Raw genomic sequence first — 19,124 nt, 5'->3', positions numbered from 1 at the left:
ACTGGTCACCATACTATAACAAACCTCTGACACAAACCTCTGACACAAACCTCTGACCGGTAAGGTACCGAATCTACAGTAAAGTATATTTAATGTCCTTTACCAAGCGCTTATATACTGGCACTTCAGACAAATATCTGACGTACAAAATATCCTTATCCGGGAAAGCAAATCTGCGCTTTTCAGGCGGATAAAAGGACCTGCTGCACGCCAATCAGTTTATTCAGTATTACTGTACTTAATTTAAGCTTTATTGTAACAGCAGACAAGTCAGTCTATTGTTCTATCCAATGTACTTACTCACAGTACTTATTAAATAATTTATTATGGATTAAGGAAATTATTACGAAATTCTTACGGAATAACTCGGATTGAGAAGTTGATAATGAACTACTCTTCCCTAACCCTTTGCTTTACGGCTCGGGTTTTTGAAGGATGCACTTCCTGTATCATCCCTTTCTCTTTTGAGAACAGGTCTCCAGGCTCTTCTCCTCACCCAGCAGACATCTCAGGTATCTTTAATCTCTTTTTTGCTTCTCTTTTTTGTTTTTTTCGACGGGCAGACAGACAAAATGGCCTGGTTGCCTTAGTGTAACCTGTGAATTGAAAAAAGGTTTGCTGGTTCAATAAAATATGGATAATCTGAACGAACGTGGATAATATTTACTTCGTCTTCCCTGCACATACAACTGCTCCGAGAACTGCCACAATTGACCATAAAATGCCTGTGAGAGGGATGCTTTCAGCATTTGAGGACGAATTTGAATCTGGGGGCTGTTCATTTGCTGTTCCGACATTATTCGTCTCGTTTTCGGTCTGATTCTCTTCCCTCCATTTTCCCTGAGTTTTCAGCTCTTCAACTACCTCATCCCTGTCTGATACAGGGTGTTTCCCGGGAAATCCTACAGACACGCTGAAAAGCTGTTTATCCAGGTCTTTATCTCTCAGCATAAGGACCACGGATTCGTTCAGTGTGAACTCTGCCTGGTCTTCGGTCCAGACATACTTGCCGGTTTCGGTTCTCACCTTTATCTTTTCAGCAGGTAGTGGGTTATAGAGCCATTCCTCAACCTTAATTGTGAAGATTGTATGGTCGTAGTGTATATTAATCCCGCTTACTGTTCCTATTATTATTCTATCTGAGGTGTTAATCTGGTAAGGTATTTCGGCAGCTTCCGGTATTAGAAAGGCTGCTGCAGGGCCGGGGACACAAATCAGAAAGAAGATCAGTGTAAATAGTATAGAAGGGAAATATATTTGTTTCATTGAATTCTTATCCCCCTGTTCAGGATTATCTAATTCTCGTTTTACTACCTTGTTTTTCTGTTTTTGATCTTATTTATGGGTTGTTTTAACTGCGGATAAATTTGCACATATAGTGGGGCTTTTAATTATTTTTAAAAAAGCAAAACGAATAAATATAGAGAAATGAGCCTGAAGAGATCATTGATATACGCATGGAACTTCTCAGCATCCTGGCCAGTAGCATGCTGGGATTCGGTTATAAGAAAAAAGGTAGTTCAAAGATCGAGAGAAAATGCGTTCCTGATAGATAACTATTGAAAAAAGGATGTTTATGAGGGATAATAACAGTGCAGGATTCAGCAGAAATGGTGGAAAGGCTAAAAATAGCTGTCAGGAAGATATATGTATCCGGGTATCGCATAAGGTTGAGGCGTGTCACGCGATACTTGATGAAACATCAGTCCGGAAGTATGACTTTACCAAACCTGTCTTGCCTTTCCACCGCATCTAATACAAGGCTTTTAGCCTTACTCTACCACTTTCTAATCATCTATTGCCCAATTTTCTTGCAGTCCTTCGCCCATCTATGAAACGACTCACTCATTTGCCGCCAGGGTGGAGTGATGATCGTAATGGTAGCGAAGAACTTATTCATGTATTTCTGCACCACAGAAATACGAATAATGATTGGTTTTTATTATTATAAATAATTTTCCGGATAACTGCTATAGAAACTCAACCATTTTTAATCTGGAGAAACGAGTAAAGCAAAAACGAAGGGTTATTATGTAAATTTTTCTTGTTTTAACTATAAGGCGGGAAGTCCCCTTCCTCGACAATTCCGGTTTACCGGAAGTGGCAGGTGGGGGATGAAAGCCGTCAACTTCCACACCTTCTGTTTTTATTGAATCTGACAAATTTCTTCCTTGAAACCATATAGTTCTTGTTGCATTGTCACCCCAATCTGAAGCGAGAACCAAGCTAGGAAGTGGGCAAACAGGATGTGACAACTCCCGAAGGGATCGGGAACAAGGCGGGGAAAGCCGCAAGCCGTTGTGCATCTCAAGCATCATCACACTCATATCTTCCACTTTGATTTTTCTTCACCTGCGGAACGCAGGGTAGAGCCTCTGGACTCGCTCTCATTAGAGAGGGGGATGAAGGAAGAGGATCGCTCAGATATTGTTTTTAGGCTGAGTAGTCTCAAGGGAGCCCCTCCCTCAGACGATCCGGTTTGCCGGATTGGACAGGGAGGAGTAGTTCACTAGTCCTCTGGATCGTCCTTATAAACGAAACCAGGATGCTTTACAATTTTCAAATCAAACAGTTTCTATATGTCCCATAATTCTTATTAGCTTGAAAAATGGAAAGGAAAGAGCAAAGGCTGAAATACAATTCTAAGGCTGAAGTATAAATCTAAGAGAGAGGCAAACAGCGTTTTTTCAAACTGCTGTATATAGTTGAGGCGTTTAAATGACATATACAGCTTGAGGTATGTAAAAACATTCCTGTTTGCTTCATCCTTTTTGTTTTTGCCTTTCCGCCGAAATTAGCAGGCATGCAGAACCTTTGAGGCATATCCGATTATCTGCCGCCCACTGATTCTACCATTTTATTTACCACTTTATTTCTAGCACATTTATTATGCCTGATATCCGGCCTTTCTGCTCTTTCCTTTGCCCATCACCAGAACGACTGACCAATACCCAGGGGTGGATATGGATTGCAATACTGAGGTGAAGAGCGTTTAATCATATCCCTTTATGTATGGGGGTACTACAGTATCATTCCTATTTCTAGTATATATAAGTTTGTGAGGTTAAAAAAAGTAAAATATTTATTCCCGTGGTGATCAGGTTTTAAAGTCGAATCAGGGTACGAAAACAGGAGAGGAATATGTTGAAGTCCGGAAAAATGTATCAACTAATAAAAACAGGTTAAAGAGAGCTTAAACCCATTTCAGGGAGTTCCCTGCTTCAACGCTTCTGCAAACAGTCAGGTGACGGATGGAACAAGTAATTGACTGCAGCCAATCCGTGTGACGCAACCTTTTTCCTCAGCCTTCTCCTCAGCTTTGATTGCAGCAATTAATGTACAGCCAGCTATCAAATACCTGTTAATATCTTCCTGTAGGGTAAAACGTGACCTGCAGATTGAGTGGGGAACTTACTTGAACTTTCAAGTTGTAGAGATTCATTGATAAAGCAGGTGTGATTACTTGGCTTACAGGGCTCCATCCAGAATTTCGGGAAAAACTCCGCGGAAAAGCATTTTGTGCTTCATAGGCCTTCACAAATGGAAGAGAAGTGGGGGTTTGAATGTCTATGCTTCAAATGTAAGGGAAAAATATTTTGTATGCACAAGATGCGGGAAAAATAAAACAGTATATGAACCTAAAAAAGATTGAAACTTCCGGATAGGTTTTCAGAGATTAACTTGCTCTATGTTAATTCAAAACCTTTCCAGTTCATGAGAACCTTAAAACTTTTATAGTGCATTCATGAAACTCAAGTGCATGTGTATAATTTCTAGCCATCATATTTATTCCATAAGGCTCCTTTTATTCTCAGGGTTTTTATTTCTGGAGTTTTTAATTTCTGGAATTTTCAATTTCTTGAGTTTTTAATTCCTGAAGTTTCTAGTTCCTGAAGTTTCTAGTTCCTGAGATTTCTAATTCTGCGGCCTCATTCATTTTCTCCTGAGTAGATATGCAATTATCAACACCTCAAGGGGAACTAAAATCCCGGGACCAGGTATTCCTTCCGCATCAGGGGTCCCGGGAATTTCAATTTCTTCTTCTACACTGTGGTTTATAACAAGAGGGGTCACCTCAGCAGCCCAGTCTTTATCCCTGCTTTCGTGGCACTGCAGACACGCGTATTCCAGAGTGATGTGAGGATTTGCATATTCGTTTCCGTCCTCAGGATCTATGTAAGTAAACTCAGCATCTGCACTGGTATTGATTCTGAATAGATGCGTTCTCAAATCTGCTTCATACTGAGACGTATTGACAGCTGTTTTAACAACTTTTGGCATATGGCAGTCAACGCATTCCACTCCAGCTGTACCCATTGAAGATTGGTTATATATTTCTGCAGCCTCGACATGGCAGTCGGAACAATCTCTTTTTATGCCCTCTCCTTCTATGGGATTGGTTGCACCGGCATGGACCGGACTATGTGGATCATGGCAGACCACGCAGTCCAGCTTGCTCATTTTCCCGGACGCTAGAAATTCCTGGTACTGTTCCTGATGCCTGATAAATCCTCCACTTGCAGGGATCTGGTCTTCTCTATCTCCACGCTGATGGCACTGACCGCATAATGAAGCATCCCTGTCAACGGTAATAGCCTCACCCCCGACTCCTTTTTCTGCTACATGCACACTACCTGCCCCATGGCACGCTTCACATTGTATTCCCGGAAATTCCCATGAGCCATTTATTCCCGGTTTGCCTTCAGTTACAGAGTCATAAGATGCGCCTGTAGTATGGCATCTCTGGCAGTCATATTCCACTATTTCTCCGGGGTGATAGTCGACCCACTCTCCAGTTTCAATATTATACTGGTTTGATCCGTTGACACTGAGATTTTCTCCGGTTTCGGTTATGATATACCCCTGTTCATTCATATACCGGGTTTTCCAGCCCCATCCGCCAATAACATAGAGTATGTCTTCTTCGGTATATCCTTCCGGCATAGGAAGGTCAGGCCTTATTTCCAGAGCTTCATCCGGAGTCATGAGCATATACTTGTGTCCTGAAATTGTCCAATTGTTATGTATCTCCACGTGACAAACTCTGCACTCCCCAGCTCCCACATAGCTGGCTCCCTCAGCCGGCATCGTTACCGGTGTTCTTTGTTCTCCCATTACATAAGTTTCTGCAACTGCAGGAAGGGATAAAAAGAATAATGTAATTATAATTGCTCCCAGCGCTTTTTTGTTGACCCCTGTTTTCATCGCCCTCACGTTCCAAAATTTATGTTTCGAGAATAAAAATTGAAGTTATAAACCCAACTAAAAGAAGGATGCTTATTGATACATATATAATGGAAATTATTTTTCTCTTCCCCGGATCAGGTATTAACTTCTGGTACATTTTCACAATCGAAATCCAGTGAAGATATATGTGGATTAAAATCAGAACGACAAGAGTTAACCCCAGATAATAATGAACACCTCCATAAAGATGCATTTGGAGCCTGAGAGATATCCCTATCCCGACTAATCCCATTAATACCAGAAACATTAAAGCTTCATTTATAAAGTTAAGTCTTTGCTTATTCATATGAATACTCCACGATATAACTTTAAAAATAAGTTTAATATTTCATAATCTGACCCATTCTCTGCCAGTTATTGTACTTCCAGTCAACTTACTCTGAAGCATTTTAATTCCCTTTCCGGTTACTTTCCAAAGAATCTGATGTCCTTCTGCAGGCTTCTCAGTTTCCTGAATTCAATAGTCCCTTCTTTGCCGGATAAAAAAAATTTCCCACAAAACCCAATATGAATTTACTTTTTTTTACATATAAAAGATTGCAGGCTATATATTTTCGTTTATACTTCTATGTTTCTCTCTTATCCGTAGCCTGTTTACGCCTGCTTTTGGCGAGAACTTATAAAAGAGTCTTCCATCCTCTTCCAGATGTATAAATTTATTTTAAAAGTATTTATTAACGCCAGAATAACTATATAGTCTTACCTCACAAATTATTGTGATTATATGCAAAGACTTGAAACTCTTCCCCTCGTTCTTGACCACCAGGCCTTTTTTCAGAGCCCCTCTGATATAATCCCGCGCAACATTCCAGCTTCCGCTTTTCTGGATGGGGGTGAGATCAGTTTAATCTATGGTCCGCTCCATGCAGGCAAGACATCTTTCCTGAAGCAGATCGCAGGCCTTTTTCAGGGTGTAAAGATTTATATTAATTTTGAAGACAGCAGATTTAAAGAGCTGAAACCTGGAGGTTTTCAGGAAATTGAGGAAATTGCAGTTGAAGTTTGCAGAAAAGGATCTGAAAATAAAGAGGAACCTGAAGAAGAACCCGAAGATAAATCTGAAGATAAATCTGAAGATAAATCTGAAGGAAAACCTGAAGATAAATCTGAAGGAAAACCTGAAGATAAATCTGAAGGAAAACCTGAAGATAAATCTGAAGGAAAACCTGAAGGAAAACCTGAAGAAAAATCTGATAAAGAAGAACAAGTTTATTATTTCCTGGATGAGATCTATAATGTCCCTGGCTGGGAGGGCTGGGTTGACAGGCTTCAGAGAGATGGGGCACGAGTTTTTATAACCTCTTCTTCCGCAAATCCCATGAGTCAGGAGGTCTCTTCAAGCTTTGCAGACAGGATAAAAGTTCTCAAGCTTTTGCCCTTTTCCTTTAAAGAATACCTTATTTTAAGAGGGCTCAGGGTCCCAAAGCCTGACCGGCTTACATCTTCCAGATGCGATGAAATGTTATGCCTGTTCCTGCACTATTTTGAAAACGGCGGTTTTCCAGATGTAATCAAAAATGGAGATTCCAATCTTTCCAGGCAGTATTTTGAGGAAACTTTGCAAAAGGGGATTATTGACAGGCATAATATTCAGGACCCTGAAGAGCTAAAAAGACTTGCAGTTTTTCTTATCTCGAATATGGCATCAGAGTACTCACTCGATACCCTGAAAAAAGCGAGTGGGATCGATGGTAAGAATACTATCCGCAGCTATCTCGACTATCTGGAAGAGGTTTTTTTGCTATACCGCGTCCCCATGTTTAACCATGTATCTGAAATATCGGAAGACGGAGAAGGAAAAGAAGTCCCGTGTAAAGTATACGCCGGAGACACGGGTTTCTTCAAGACAGTATATCCCAATTATCCCGACAGCCTGGGGTTAAGATTTGAAAACCTTGTATTTCTTGAACTGCTCAGGCAGGGCAAGCAGGTCTCCTATTTCCGCGGCAGAAGAGAATGTGATTTTCTTATTACCGAAAAAGACAGCCAGGCTGTTACAGCTGCGGTTCAGGTCTCTGTCTACTTCGGAAGCCCGGCAGTAAGGGAACGGGAGGTTCTCGGGCTTATGGAGGCAATGGAAGAATATGGGCTTAATGAGGGGCTTATCCTTACTCTGGATGATGAAGGAGTCACGGAGATAGAAGGCAGGGATGGGGAAAAGAAAAAAATAATCATTAACTCGGTATGGAAATGGATGCTGGAATAATTATTCTAATCTGGTAAAAATAAAGCAGGATCTAAAAATAAGAGAACCAATGAGAAAATCCGGAACAGGATAAAGAGAAGCCGTGATATTCCTGTTCCGGTTGAGTTTTTAGTCCGAAACTGTTCCCAGGGTCGTGAACCTCGAGGAAGCAGTCTCATATTTCTCATTCTGAAGCTTCAGTTTTTATGCAAACTCAGTTTTTTATTGCAGAATTCAGTTGTTCATGCAGAAATTTCGGCTAAAATCGTTTCCCTTTCTGCAGCTCTTTTTTCTTTTGATTCGGTTGCTTTCTTTGTTTCTCTCTGGGAATAGAACCAGAGTGGGACAAAAAGACAGAGCACGAAAAAGCCGACTCCTGTAGTAGCCCAGCCGAGTTCGAGGCTGTTGAGGTATATGATACCCACAAGGAAGAAGGGGATATTCAAAACCGCAGTTGCCATTGCTATGTTTTTCCAGCCGTTTGGGGCTTTAAAGGGTCTGTCAAGTTTTGAGAGTTCCGGGTCATTTCTAACCTTTACGTAGGTATAGAGGCTTATCCCGTTTGCACAGATATATCCTATTGCAGAGGCTGCCAGGATTGCGGTCGGAGTCCCGAGCAGGATAAGGCCCATATTAAAGAGGGCATCTGCAATCATTGCGTTCATAGGGTGCCCGTGAGAATTCAATTTGCTCAGGAATGCAGGCAGGTTGCCTTCAACTGACATAGAGTATATTGACCGTGCCGAGGAGAGAAAGGCGGTCTGGATAATAAGGAGCATTGCCCCTACAAGCATGATAATTGCAATCGAAGCCCCAAGTGTACCCAGCGTAAGGTTGGCAATGGGAAGCATCGGAGATATGGGTTCGGAAAGCACACCTTCGACTCCGAGGGTACCGATAACCGAAGTCTGGACAAGCACATAAAGCACAAGGCAGATCCCTCCGCAGACCAGCAGGGCTTTTGGAGTATCGGTATTCGGGTTCTTATACTCGGGCCCGTAGATAGCTGCGGTTTCCCAGGCGCATGCACTCCATTCAGCCATTGCGAAAATCCCGAAGAGAATCAGGATGTGTTTCAGGTCCCAGGTCCAGTCCGTCGGGAACCAGGAGCCTGTGATGTTACTAAAGTGGAAGTCTCCTGTAATAAACGGGGCGATGGTAATAACGATGAGAGGTATCAGGGAAACAACAGCAAGAATGTATCCAGCCCTTGCTCCGTTTTTGAGCCCTTTTGAGTTTATAATAGCAAGAGACCCGAAGACCACAGCTCCAACCAGTAAGGAGAGCAGGGTATCCGGAAGGTCGGAAAAAGCAGGGACAAGGCCTTTAAGGTAACTTCCGATAAGGATTGCATAGATTGCAAGCACAGGGCTCCAGCCGAACCAGTAACTCCAGGCACTGAAGCCACCAATGAATTTTCCAAATTTAAATTTCCCTTTATTGATTTTGTCTGAATCTGAGCCAAAAACGGTCTGTGTATAGCCTGGAAGGCCCGATGCCTTCGGAAAGACAGTTGCAAGCTCTCCGAAAGCCAGGTTCTGAAAAAAGCCCAGGAAAATGGTCAGGCCCCATACAGCTATTGAAAAAGCCCAGACGTAACCTGTAAAATAGCCTATGGAAGGCAGGATCAGTAAAGGGACGCCAAGGGCAATTGCAAGCCCCTGTTTCCAGTCAATTGACCTTTCAAGTCCGCTCAGGTCGCAGCTCGCCCTGCTGCACTCTTCTGAATGCTGCCAGTCGATTTGGGTATGAGAAGGATGGGTATTGTTGTCCATAAGAATCACCTTTTTTCAAAAATCTCTTTAAGCACCAGTGTCAGGCAATCTGCTTCCTGAAGGCTTCGCAGGAGTTGATTTTGATACCGAGCAGCTTCTCGATATTCATCTTTGCGGCAATACTCTTTGCAGCTCCGGGCACGGAGGTGATGATACCAATATCGAGCTCTTCACGCAGTTCTCTCATGACATGTTCGTCTGAGAGGTCCATGGCATCGACATTGAGCTTCTTTGCCACGTACTCTTTTGCCTCGCCGATGCGCATGTTCTTTGAGAATTCCATCCTTGCGACGAGGTCGCCTGCAGCCCTTATCCCGGTCATGCCGGAAGCCATTATGTGGGAAATCGGCATACCCAGCGGGTCGCCGACCCCTATCTATATGCCGTCTACGCCTGCAATCTCGACCATCGCCTTGCTTGCCCTTGTAACCGCATCCACAGGTGGAGTCTCAAGCATTGGAATTCCGCCCACACCCATACCCATATTCACGTGGCAGGGAATTGAGGACGCTTCAACTGCCGCTTTTATGAATGTGACAGCACGTGCCAGGTTCCATGGAGAAGTCTTGCTGGTGTTTGTGTTGACAACTGGCCCGAAAACGTTTGCCCCTGCCTGTGCTGCAAGAGGTGCCTGTTCATGCGGCCAGAGTCCTGCAAGGCGCACTCCGTCGTACTCCAGTTCCCCGTGCATCCCGAGCACCATCTCGCCTGCCATTCCCATTTCAATGTACATGTCCGGAAACTGAGTCCTGAGGATCTCGACCGCGCAGAGAGTGCCATACATATCAGCATCTCCTGCTGCAGCAGTTGTGTCAAAATTAACCCCGTCAGCTCCCGAGGCAAAGAGCTTCTGCATGACCCAGACCGTGTCCCTTGTAAGATGTTCGGCTGCATGTTCCATAGACTCTCTCGCCTTGTCGATTTTGAACATCTTCATGAGGTCGCCCGGGTTTTCGAAAGGCCCATCCGGGGTATAGTAAAGCCCCATGTTAGGCATTGCACCGTAGAAGAGCGGGATGATCATATTCTGCTGGCAGACCTCCATTGCCTGGCACTCGTTTGCAACAACGGGTTTTACCGGTTTGAAACTGTAGTCGATGTGTCCAAGTTCCATTGTATCGGCGCCGAAAGCCCTCTCGTGCATCATACAGCCGACAAGCCTGCTTGAAGGAATTCCAACTCCGCTGTTCCCCTGGTCACCGTCAAGCCGAATTGTGCCTATATCGTGAGTGACTGGAACTTCCATGCCGTGTTCGACGCTTACGGCTTTTCCGGGCATCATAAGGATTTGTGCAAGCTTGTCGATTTCATCAACGCTGAGATCAGGGATTTCTCCAAGGTCTGCAGCGTTTCCAGAACCGGCTTCTATTTCACTGAGGATTTTTTCTTCTGTCAGGTAGATTCTTTTGCCGTCTCCCATCCTCAAAGCGTATTCAGCAGCCATTTTTTAATCCTCCATTGCTCAAATTAGACTGATTAAACTTAGATGACTAAACTCAGATGACCAAATTCAAATGACTAATTCAGATGACTAAATTCAGATGACTAAATTCAGATGACTAAATTCAGATGATTGAACTTAGAAGACTGAGCTTTAAATGAATGAAATAATTTAGACTGGAATAATTTGGACTGAATCTGGGGTTCAGAGCAGCAGTTCCTTTGCTTTTGCAACGGCTTCGCTTGCATTTTCTGCATAACAGTCCGCGCCTATTTTGTCAGCCCAGGCCTGAGTTGCAGGAGCACCGCCTACCATTACTTTGATTCGGCTGCGCAGCCCTTCCTCTTTCAGGAGCTCGATAACTTCCCTCTGCCCCTGCAGGGTTGTGGTCATCAGGGCAGAGGTCCCTATCATATCAGCATCAGTTTCCTTTGCTTTCTCTACAAAACTTCGGATAGGGACATCCCTGCCTATGTCGTGGACTTCAAAACCGGCAGGCTGCAGCATGGTTGAGACGATTGACTTGCCTATGTCGTGCACATCTCCTTCAACGGTTCCGTTTACAATTACTCCGAGCTTCTTTTCCTGGGTGCCTGCCGGCATGCCCTCTTCAAGCAATTTCACGCCCGCAGTCATCGCATCGGCTGCAATCATCACATGAGGCAGGAAGAGTTTTCCCCTTTCAAATAAAACTCCTACCTGGTTCATGCCAGCAGAAAGCCCTTTTTCAATAATTTCTTCCGGCGGGATCTCAGCCTTTGCTTTTTCAACCGCTTCGAGCACTTTTTCTTTTTTACATGAGATTACCGCATCGGCAACCTCGTGGAGCAATCCTTCGATATCTGCCATTTTTTTCTGTCCTTTTTATCTCAATATAACCTGGAATCTTTATTTTATAGGAATACGGTAAGTTGTTTCCGAATAATAATATTTATAATTTTCTAAAAGTATATAATAAGATTTTAAAAATATAAATATGTAAGCAAAAAGAGAATTAAGTAGATTTTATTCGTAATTCTATAATTTTCTACAGTTATTGTTTGAGTAAAAAGAAAAATAAATGCTGGCTTAACATCCTATACCTAAATTATGATCCTGGTGGCATATAATGAGGTTCTTAAAAGAACTAGAAAAGCAGCTCGAAACCTTAGAATCTCAATTTGAGACTAAAATTTACCTTATGACTCTCGATGGTGGCCACCATATAAATCTAGTTTTAAATATATAGCACCATTCAATTAAATAGGGGCTATGAATTAAGAGTATTTGTTAGGAAGCTGGAGAATAAAAATGGCAGTAAGTGAAGAAACTAAACTAGCTAACCTGAACAGGTTAAAGGCTGTAATTGAAGAATTTGAAAAAAAACCGAGTTTAGATTTAGTACTTGAGATGAAGGTGCTGTCTACTAAACGGTATCCTGTGACCGATGAGTGGATACTATGGCACTATGAAAAAGACACCCCTAGCTTCCTGAGCGACAGTATAAGGAAAGAACAGACACGGTTTACTATCAGTTTATTGAAAGCTGTAATAGATGAGATTCATTATAAGAAGCTCCATAATTTTTCTTACAAACACTTGGTTAGTCACATAAAATGGATGATAACTGAAAATAGTTTACGTGCTCCCAGATGTGGAGAACGTGGTTTAATGTGGGATGAAATCAAAGATGAATGAAAAATGCCTGTTTATAATAATGAGCTGGTTTCAAAATCCCGACTATTCATGCTTTTGACCCAAAACAAGTGTTCTATTTATTCCTCTTGATTTTGGTTCTCTACTCCAAAATATTGGTTCAGAGTTATTGGAGGTAGTTTTGAAACAAGCCCGTCTATACAACTTTATCGGCTGTAGGTCTCATTTTGTAAGATCTGCTAAGGAGAGCGGCTCTCTCCAAAAAGAGGAGAATAAATTAAAACAAAAAAATGGTTATAAGTATTTTAACTAGATTATTTATTGAAGCCTGTTATTTATTTAAAAGCTTGAATTTCATTTGTTATCCAGATTCTCTTTATAATTTTCACTTTTTCTTCTGATTTCTGTAGAAGATATCCCATCATCTTCATATTCATCTACAGGGATAATTTCGCAGAACTCAAGGGCATCAGGGTTGATGTAAATTTTAATGGATTTTCTGTGAAATACCATGAAGCGTATATTCTTTTCTTTAAAGTGCTTTAAAACTGTGGATGTGTCCTCTATACCACTATAATATTTTGCATCAAAAATCCTGTTGATGGTATCGGCACCAACAATAAAAGTACTGTTCGGGAAAATGACAGCTTTCTGAAGGAAAAGAGGTGCATTGGTCAGACAAATGCCGCCAATGAAGCTTTTGTCTTTGTATTCTCTTAAAGAATTTAGCCTCTGGTTCAACGAAATAAAATCTATGGGCGGCTTGTCGACATTAGTCAAAGAAATTTCAAAATAAACAGGTGTGTTAAGTTTCTCTGATGCCGTTTTTGCCATAAAAACGTGGTTACTATGGCAGGGATCAAAAGAGCCGGAGAATACGAGCTTTATTTCCTCAGGCTTTACCTCTTCGAGAGCTTTTGTTTCATCAAGATTAATTCTTGCAATTCCAGTTGTCTTGCAGGAAAAATCAGCACTGCAATTCTGCTGTTTCAGGAGACCTCCTACCTCCCCGGACACCGAAGCAAATTTTTCAATAATCTCTTCCCTTCGATTAGTTTCTTCTCTTTGATCAGTTCCGGTGCAGTTCTCGATTCCATTCCGCGCCCCGATCCCATCCGGTAAACTAATTTCGGGAACGCCACAGTGGCGGGCGAGTACATTGAAAATCAGGAGTGCAGCAATCTTTTCTTCCTCTTCCCTTGTCCTGTCTACTATCAGTTCAAGTGAACTCACTCTGGTTTCACATACTGCCTGGATAGCAACATGGATCTCATGTTTCCTGCCTTCCCGCTCGTTTGCTGCTTTAAGCTTGCAGGTCGCTCCAATTCCGATTACTTCCTGGTCTGCAAACCCGTCGCCTTTTGATAGGTCCAGGGCTCGCTGGTAAGCGACCATAGCCATCGATCTCGCAGTTTTTTCCGAGCAGTACTTCTCTGGTTTTCTTCCGAGAAACCGGTCCATTGCATCTGTACTGTACGGAACAACCGCATCAAGCACAGTTGCAGAGCCGCTGCCGTGGCGGAGAAGTTCCCCAATAATTTCTGCCCCGCCACCGGTTATTGCCAGAACTGCCCTGCAGGGAGATTCGTGGACCTGGTGAATACGCTCAACAGGCACATTGTTTTCATTTGCAACCAGGTTGTCTACCATCAATTTGGTGGATACACTTAGTGAGATTATAAATATTATTGTTCACATCCAGCCGATGTTCGAAAATCATTAGAAGGTATGTCTACTATCAGAACGAACGGTTTGCCTGTTATAATGGGCATTATCGCGGCGCTCAATGGAACGCCGTCAATTATACCCTGGACACTTACAAAAACATCTCACTTCTTTTTGAATAGAAGTATTAAAAGTAAAAGAGCTACAATAGATCCTGAAACTCCGAATCCGGGCAAAGACGCTAAAATGTTACTCCCAGAGGCTACTCTGTCATTCATTGATTCCCATGACCAATCTATATTGTCTTGTACCCATGGATCTATCTGACCTGAGGTAATTAATACCTTGTAGTTATCGTCTAAGTTCCCCAGTTCACTCAAATCAGTGTTTTTATAACTCTCCCAATCTGATTTTGGTAAACCATATGCATAATTGCTGTCTGTGAATTTATCATAAATTGGAGGAAAACTGTCACTGGCTTCAACTACAGCTTTTTGACTATCTTTATAATTACTGTTTAACTGAGTTTTTAAATCTATATAGTTATCTACTTCCACATCGCTTGGGGTGTCTTCAAGAATATCATTAATAGCATCAATCAGATTTTGGGAAACTTCTAATTCACCTTCAAATTTAACTACTAGTTCCCCACAAATAGATGCTGCCTCTTCTGCTGCGTTTTTTTCATCAGTTGTTGTGGCAATATCTGCAGTTTCACTCCAGAATTTTTGAGAATCGCCCCAGTAACTAATGTCTTCGCGTATCGCTATTGTATTATCATTATACATTGTTAAGTAGTCGTTTGCAGCAATATCGTTTAAATAAAGGTCAATTTTTGATACGCCGTAATAGACATCCTGATCTAGAACGATTTCTCCTTTCGTTTTATCTACCACGAATTGGGTTTTGATTAAATCTACTTGATTTTGAGGTATTAATTTAACTACAAAATATTCATTCCCTTTATACTCATATGGTCCGTAAGGGGTAGACATTTCGTTTTCTAATATATATTCGTCAACGAGCTTTCCTGCCTGGTACTTACTTGTTTCAGCCTGAACATTTATTGGTAAAAGAATTATTAAAATAACTATAATACATAATTTTAAGCTAAACCTCATACATAAACCTCCAGGGTTATTAAAATGGTTGAAAGATAAGTTTGTATAAAAAGTTGTCTATTTTGCGGTGGCTTATCTTACAAAATTAATGATAAAATATGTTTTTTTAATAACATATTTGTCCTCAGGTAGTAGAGTTATTACCGACGCAATCTTCTATGAAGCTGACAGCTTTTCGTGGGCACTTAACGGGATCAATATTTTTGATTCAGGCACATGGTAATAACACTGTCAAGCTTCAAGAGTACCGATCCATTTCAAGCATTTTGCAGTCAAGATCCAGGTCGGATTCTTTATTAAGTTTACAAGTTTGGCGGGCTCATTGAAAGAGACTGCTTCATTTTCATAACAAAAAAGTAATCCAATCCGCTGAAACTTATATTTTCCAGTAAAATGCGAATCCTATTGTATCCCAAAATTATGTAGCAGATCCAAAATCTTTGGCCAGTTCATATAATTATTTAATAGCGAGCCTATCCCGAAACTATAAATTGATTCTCAGAATTCCGTGTCTCGAATAATAGATCGAGTTTCTGATCATGAAAAATTGTTCTGAATATTACTGATTTAAGAATAAAATTGGTTTTGGGATGAGCTCAGCATATAACACAAATGGTTGATTGCTATGGAAATTGTATTTCCAGCAGGTTTCAAGGAAGTAAGTGGAAACAATGGAACAAATTTGAAATTGCGAGATGATAACAGCTACTCTGCCCGATATTCAACGATAGCAAAAAAATTTAAGAAACGAAATTTTTTCGGGATAAAACATGAAGATTAAAAAAATAGAAGGATTAAGGAAAAACTTATCTTTTCTCGATAACCCCACAGGCAACCCTGTCTCCGCTTGTTCCGGCAGGGTCTGTTATCTGGTCATCAGGACCAGCATGGATTACAAGTGCAGTGCCGTTGTCCGTGAACAGCGTAGTCGGTCCGGCTGACAGTGTCACAAGGTTGGTGACGACGTCAATTTGTCCCGTGCCGTCATAGCCCACTACAAGGTTGGGAAGGTCGCCGGCATGCGGGCCATTGGGATTTGCGAGACCATGTTCTTTACCCAGAGGGTTGTAATGCCCGCCGGCAGAAGTGAACGACGGTCCTGTGCAGTTTGCGTTCTCGTGGATATGGATACCATGCAGTCCCGGTGTCAGGTTGGTAGCGAGAACCTGTACGCGGACCAGACCAAAGTCGTCCTCGTTAAAGGTAGCAAACCCTACAGTATTGTTTTGTGCGTCCTTTAAGACAGCTATCGCACTGTCTGTGGCATTGTCTGTTGCGTTTTCCTGGGCAGCAGATCCCGCAGTTGCAAACATCAGTACTGCCGAGATGATTGTCAGTAATACAAGTCCAGTTTTCATCAGCTTATTCCCCCTTAAAAACGATAGTGTTGATGTAAAAGAAATCTACCTGTTAAACAATGGATGAGAAGGATACTGGTCCCCAATCCTGTAACAGGTCATGTAGAATGCTCCTCTCCTAAAATGCCCCTCTCCTAAAATGCTTCTTTCCTAAACGCTCCTCTTCCAGTTCCAGACACCGGCATAACACTTGCAGCCTTGACAATATGCCGTTGATATGCCAGTGGTTAGCCGTTTTATGAATTTCGCGTAAATATACGCCTGGACGAATAAACGCCCAGATAATATAAAAACGCTATTATAAAACTATGATATATTAAAGGGTCTCAAATTAGCTCTTAAAATCCCTTATTTATAGTAAACAAACTAATTAATCGTACTTCTAAAAACTAACTATTGTTTCGAACGTAAACACTTATGTTTAAACCACGAAAGTTTGTAAGTCGAAAATAGATTGGGGAGAGTAATGTATAATCGAGTTTTACTAGAAATTATCAATTTTTGTCCATCTGCGTAATTATTTGATGTGGAATTTTTGCCATATTATTTATACAGTATGTGAACATTTTTCCACATAATGCTGAGTTCTACAGGAATTTCCATATTTAAATATCTTAAAGAGCCCAAGAATATATCGGACCTTGCAGAGCTTTTAAACCTGCACCACTCTACAGTATCGAAAGCTGTAAGTTCGCTAGAAAGCGAAGGTTTCGTGCTTAAAGAACAAAATGGAAACCAGGTATACATCCGAGCTCGGATTCGCTACATGCACAATCTCGTGTAGCTATTTTGAGAGAATTTCCTAGACTCCCGTTGAGTAAACTTTTCACTCCTTCATCTCTGTATGTTTTTTCCGTATTGAAATCGCCGCGCAGTATCACTGAAGCCTCTGAAATAACAGGTCTCGACAGGTATACAGTTTCTGCGGCAATATCAAGGCTGGCAAGGTATGGGATTGTGATCAAAGAAAACGGCAGGTTTCTTCTGAACAGTCGCCATATGTTTTTTGAAGACTTCGTTGACAATTATTTTAAGTATAGGGCAAACATGAACCTGAAGGTTGTTTCCCAAAACGGAGTATTGATCTGGCAAAGATGCCTGGAATTTCTGTTCAAGGCGGAAAAACTGAACCCTGGTCTCTAATTGGATCTGGAAAATAAAGTCCACCCGACGGCTATCAGCATTTTTTCAAAATACGACCTGGATGTGGTAACCGATATGAACTAATACTTCTTTAGCAAAAAAACGCCGAGTGAAGAAGAGTTCTTTATCCATACAATTTTGATTGACCTCTACAGCCCGATTTTCAATTCATATGCTCTTGCTCTTGCACCCCGATTGAGGTCAAAAAAATTCTTGAAGTATGCCGGTTATTACAATATTGAAGCCCATGTCAGAACCCTTCTTGAATATCTCGATAAAAAAGAAAACAACAGTGACTTTGTTCTTCCCTGGAAAGAATATCAGGAGCTGCTTGAAAGCCTGGTGTAGTGAAAAAAAGGATTATTATACAGGTTGCTGAGAGCAAATTCTCATTGAATGATTTGTTCTGATCTCTCTTCCTTAAAAGAAATCTAAAACCTTATCAAAATTTCTTTTTCTCTCAGTCCCTTAATGGTGAACAGATTGTGTTCCCAAGGAATTGTGAAAGGGGCTCTTGCACAATTATCCTTGTTATTCTTTCTTTCCAGACCGCATTGAAGGATCTCATGCACTTTTCTATCAATTTGGCAGACGGTGTCTGCTTGTTCCTGAGAACAACTCTATAAATTTTGGGTCTGATTCCTCCGGACCAGAAAACGTTCCAGATGCCATCGATTTTGTTTTTCAGTTCACCCTTGATCATTTTTATTCCTCTATAATCCCGGCTTGCAGTCTCATACACTGCTCATCAATTGTGGTTCGATTAACGTTGTTTTCATTCATTTTTCAGCCTGACACCTGTTCTCAATTAGTATCTTAATGAGGGTTTCGATTACCTTCTAATTTTATTCATTGAATATTTTCTATTCAGGTATATCCGCTAATCTTTTTAACTCTTGCTCTTTTTCACAATCTTTTCAAATTTAAGGATAGACTCTTCTATCTTAAATTATTCCTTTTCTCTCCAGTTTCCTTTCTGATGTAAAATATCGAAAATGGTAATAACAGCTCTTTAAAATTGAAGGTTCATCCAGTCGATTATATTCTGGGACTTAAAACTTAACGGATCGGTCTTTATGCTTATGCTCATGCATTTTGATGTAAAAGCCGGCTGCTTCGCACCCGGTGAGAGCTTGGGGTTCTATGAAGTAAAAAATAAAAGGGATGTCGGAAAGAGCCTCGGAATAATTTAAAGATTTTAAGGGTAAATACTTGTAAAAAGTTTAAATTCGTTCCCAGGTGGTTTAGCATGTCATAATTAGATATTGAAGGCGTAGAGTGACCAATACAGGATGCCACTGTTTTTTCACAATCTGGCTTTGACTTTACGATTAATGGATTCTGGTTTACGATTTCTTAACGATTCGCTATGCCATCGGAAGATTACAGCGGAAAATTGGAAAATTATCGGAAGATTATAGGAAAACTTTTATCGAATGATTCTGGCGGGAAATCGGATGATTATCGGATGATTTCAGGAATCGAACTTTTGGATGTGGGGACTGAGGTGATAGATTAGAGCGTTTTGATGATAGAAAAGTGATAGATTACACA

The 19,124-nt window shown here is 41.3% G+C and carries 16 protein-coding genes and 1 pseudogene; 6 read left to right on the top strand and 11 right to left on the bottom strand.

Features of this window, described 5'->3' with window-relative positions; genetic code table 11:
- Positions 1-663: 663 nt before the first annotated feature.
- Positions 664-1,266: a hypothetical protein gene (locus FXV91_RS05450; RefSeq protein ID WP_229389203.1), complete on the bottom strand. Its 603-nt coding sequence runs from the start codon at positions 1,264-1,266 to the stop codon at positions 664-666.
- A gap of 310 nt (positions 1,267-1,576) precedes the next feature.
- Between FXV91_RS05450 and FXV91_RS05445 the strand changes: the two genes are divergently transcribed.
- On the top strand, positions 1,577-1,756 hold the full coding sequence (locus FXV91_RS05445) for a hypothetical protein (RefSeq protein ID WP_229389201.1): 180 nt from the start codon (positions 1,577-1,579) through the stop codon (positions 1,754-1,756).
- Positions 1,757-2,323: 567 nt separating this feature from the next.
- Here the strand turns inward: FXV91_RS05445 and FXV91_RS19695 are convergent.
- Positions 2,324-2,452 carry a hypothetical protein gene (locus tag FXV91_RS19695; protein ID WP_255679860.1) on the bottom strand — a complete coding sequence of 43 codons (129 nt, stop codon included), beginning with the start codon at positions 2,450-2,452 and terminating at the stop codon, positions 2,324-2,326.
- A 1,011-nt stretch (positions 2,453-3,463) separates the two neighbouring features.
- On the opposite strand from FXV91_RS19695, the gene FXV91_RS05440 reads away from it, so the two are divergent.
- Positions 3,464-3,652: a hypothetical protein gene (locus FXV91_RS05440; protein ID WP_229389199.1), complete on the top strand. Its 189-nt coding sequence runs from the start codon at positions 3,464-3,466 to the stop codon at positions 3,650-3,652.
- A 281-nt stretch (positions 3,653-3,933) separates the two neighbouring features.
- Here the strand turns inward: FXV91_RS05440 and FXV91_RS05435 are convergent, their stop codons facing one another.
- Together FXV91_RS05435 and FXV91_RS05430 are read right to left on the bottom strand one after the other, a co-directional pair.
- Positions 3,934-5,205, bottom strand: coding sequence for a multiheme c-type cytochrome (locus FXV91_RS05435; RefSeq protein ID WP_229389760.1), 1,272 nt, complete (start codon positions 5,203-5,205; stop codon positions 3,934-3,936).
- A gap of 19 nt (positions 5,206-5,224) precedes the next feature.
- Complete coding sequence (locus FXV91_RS05430; RefSeq protein WP_229389196.1) at positions 5,225-5,533, bottom strand: hypothetical protein; 309 nt, start codon at positions 5,531-5,533, stop codon at positions 5,225-5,227.
- A 438-nt stretch (positions 5,534-5,971) separates the two neighbouring features.
- Between FXV91_RS05430 and FXV91_RS05425 the strand changes: the two genes are divergently transcribed.
- A complete protein-coding gene (locus FXV91_RS05425; protein ID WP_229389194.1) occupies positions 5,972-7,453 on the top strand; it encodes an ATP-binding protein in 1,482 nt (493 codons plus the stop codon).
- Positions 7,454-7,674: 221 nt separating this feature from the next.
- Here the strand turns inward: FXV91_RS05425 and FXV91_RS05420 are convergent, their stop codons facing one another.
- From FXV91_RS05420 to mtbC, 3 genes and pseudogenes are all read right to left on the bottom strand, one after another.
- On the bottom strand, positions 7,675-9,207 hold the full coding sequence (locus FXV91_RS05420; RefSeq protein WP_229389192.1) for an APC family permease: 1,533 nt from the start codon (positions 9,205-9,207) through the stop codon (positions 7,675-7,677).
- 40 nt (positions 9,208-9,247) lie between these two features.
- A pseudogene (gene mtbB, locus FXV91_RS05415) lies at positions 9,248-10,651 on the bottom strand ([dimethylamine--corrinoid protein] Co-methyltransferase).
- Positions 10,652-10,852: 201 nt separating this feature from the next.
- Positions 10,853-11,497, bottom strand: coding sequence for a dimethylamine corrinoid protein MtbC (mtbC, locus tag FXV91_RS05410; protein WP_229389190.1), 645 nt, complete (start codon positions 11,495-11,497; stop codon positions 10,853-10,855).
- A gap of 441 nt (positions 11,498-11,938) precedes the next feature.
- Between mtbC and FXV91_RS05405 the strand changes: the two genes are divergently transcribed.
- On the top strand, positions 11,939-12,325 hold the full coding sequence (locus FXV91_RS05405) for a hypothetical protein (protein WP_229389189.1): 387 nt from the start codon (positions 11,939-11,941) through the stop codon (positions 12,323-12,325).
- Between the two features lie 312 nt (positions 12,326-12,637).
- Here the strand turns inward: FXV91_RS05405 and FXV91_RS05400 are convergent, their stop codons facing one another.
- The 3 genes from FXV91_RS05400 to FXV91_RS05390 form a co-directional block, all read right to left on the bottom strand.
- A complete protein-coding gene (locus tag FXV91_RS05400) occupies positions 12,638-13,933 on the bottom strand; it encodes a hypothetical protein (RefSeq protein WP_229389186.1) in 1,296 nt (431 codons plus the stop codon).
- 179 nt (positions 13,934-14,112) lie between these two features.
- A complete protein-coding gene (locus FXV91_RS05395; RefSeq protein WP_229389184.1) occupies positions 14,113-15,069 on the bottom strand; it encodes a hypothetical protein in 957 nt (318 codons plus the stop codon).
- A gap of 806 nt (positions 15,070-15,875) precedes the next feature.
- The gene (locus FXV91_RS05390; RefSeq protein ID WP_229389181.1) at positions 15,876-16,427 is read right to left on the bottom strand and encodes a superoxide dismutase family protein; all 552 of its coding nucleotides are present in this window, start codon (positions 16,425-16,427) and stop codon (positions 15,876-15,878) included.
- A gap of 858 nt (positions 16,428-17,285) precedes the next feature.
- On the opposite strand from FXV91_RS05390, the gene FXV91_RS05385 reads away from it, so the two are divergent.
- Positions 17,286-17,570: a hypothetical protein gene (locus FXV91_RS05385; protein ID WP_229389179.1), complete on the top strand. Its 285-nt coding sequence runs from the start codon at positions 17,286-17,288 to the stop codon at positions 17,568-17,570.
- Positions 17,571-17,708: 138 nt separating this feature from the next.
- Positions 17,709-17,918 (top strand): hypothetical protein, encoded by a 210-nt coding sequence (locus FXV91_RS05380; RefSeq protein ID WP_229389176.1) that lies wholly within the window; start codon positions 17,709-17,711, stop codon positions 17,916-17,918.
- A gap of 112 nt (positions 17,919-18,030) precedes the next feature.
- Here FXV91_RS05380 and FXV91_RS05375 read toward each other — a convergent pair whose 3' ends face one another.
- The gene (locus tag FXV91_RS05375; protein ID WP_229389174.1) at positions 18,031-18,273 is read right to left on the bottom strand and encodes a hypothetical protein; all 243 of its coding nucleotides are present in this window, start codon (positions 18,271-18,273) and stop codon (positions 18,031-18,033) included.
- Between the last annotated feature and the right edge of the window lie 851 nt (positions 18,274-19,124).

Source organism: Methanosarcina sp. DH2, from assembly GCF_020804225.1.
Classification (GTDB): domain Archaea; phylum Halobacteriota; class Methanosarcinia; order Methanosarcinales; family Methanosarcinaceae; genus Methanosarcina.
This window is presented reverse-complemented; position numbering and strand designations above follow the sequence as displayed.

Bases quoted from the DNA above. Each gene is read 5' to 3' on its own strand.
- FXV91_RS05450 (WP_229389203.1), bottom strand. From the start codon at position 1,266: ATGAAACAAATATATTTCCCTTCTATACTATTTACACTGATCTTCTTT.
- FXV91_RS05445 (WP_229389201.1), top strand. From the start codon at position 1,577: ATGAGGGATAATAACAGTGCAGGATTCAGCAGAAATGGTGGAAAGGCT.
- FXV91_RS05435 (WP_229389760.1), bottom strand. From the start codon at position 5,205: ATGAAAACAGGGGTCAACAAAAAAGCGCTGGGAGCAATTATAATTACA.
- FXV91_RS05430 (WP_229389196.1), bottom strand. From the start codon at position 5,533: ATGAATAAGCAAAGACTTAACTTTATAAATGAAGCTTTAATGTTTCTG.
- FXV91_RS05425 (WP_229389194.1), top strand. From the start codon at position 5,972: ATGCAAAGACTTGAAACTCTTCCCCTCGTTCTTGACCACCAGGCCTTT.
- FXV91_RS05420 (WP_229389192.1), bottom strand. From the start codon at position 9,207: ATGGACAACAATACCCATCCTTCTCATACCCAAATCGACTGGCAGCAT.
- mtbC (WP_229389190.1), bottom strand. From the start codon at position 11,497: ATGGCAGATATCGAAGGATTGCTCCACGAGGTTGCCGATGCGGTAATC.
- FXV91_RS05405 (WP_229389189.1), top strand. From the start codon at position 11,939: ATGGCAGTAAGTGAAGAAACTAAACTAGCTAACCTGAACAGGTTAAAG.
- FXV91_RS05400 (WP_229389186.1), bottom strand. From the start codon at position 13,933: ATGGTAGACAACCTGGTTGCAAATGAAAACAATGTGCCTGTTGAGCGT.
- FXV91_RS05395 (WP_229389184.1), bottom strand. From the start codon at position 15,069: ATGAGGTTTAGCTTAAAATTATGTATTATAGTTATTTTAATAATTCTT.
- FXV91_RS05390 (WP_229389181.1), bottom strand. From the start codon at position 16,427: ATGAAAACTGGACTTGTATTACTGACAATCATCTCGGCAGTACTGATG.
- FXV91_RS05375 (WP_229389174.1), bottom strand. From the start codon at position 18,273: ATGATCAAGGGTGAACTGAAAAACAAAATCGATGGCATCTGGAACGTT.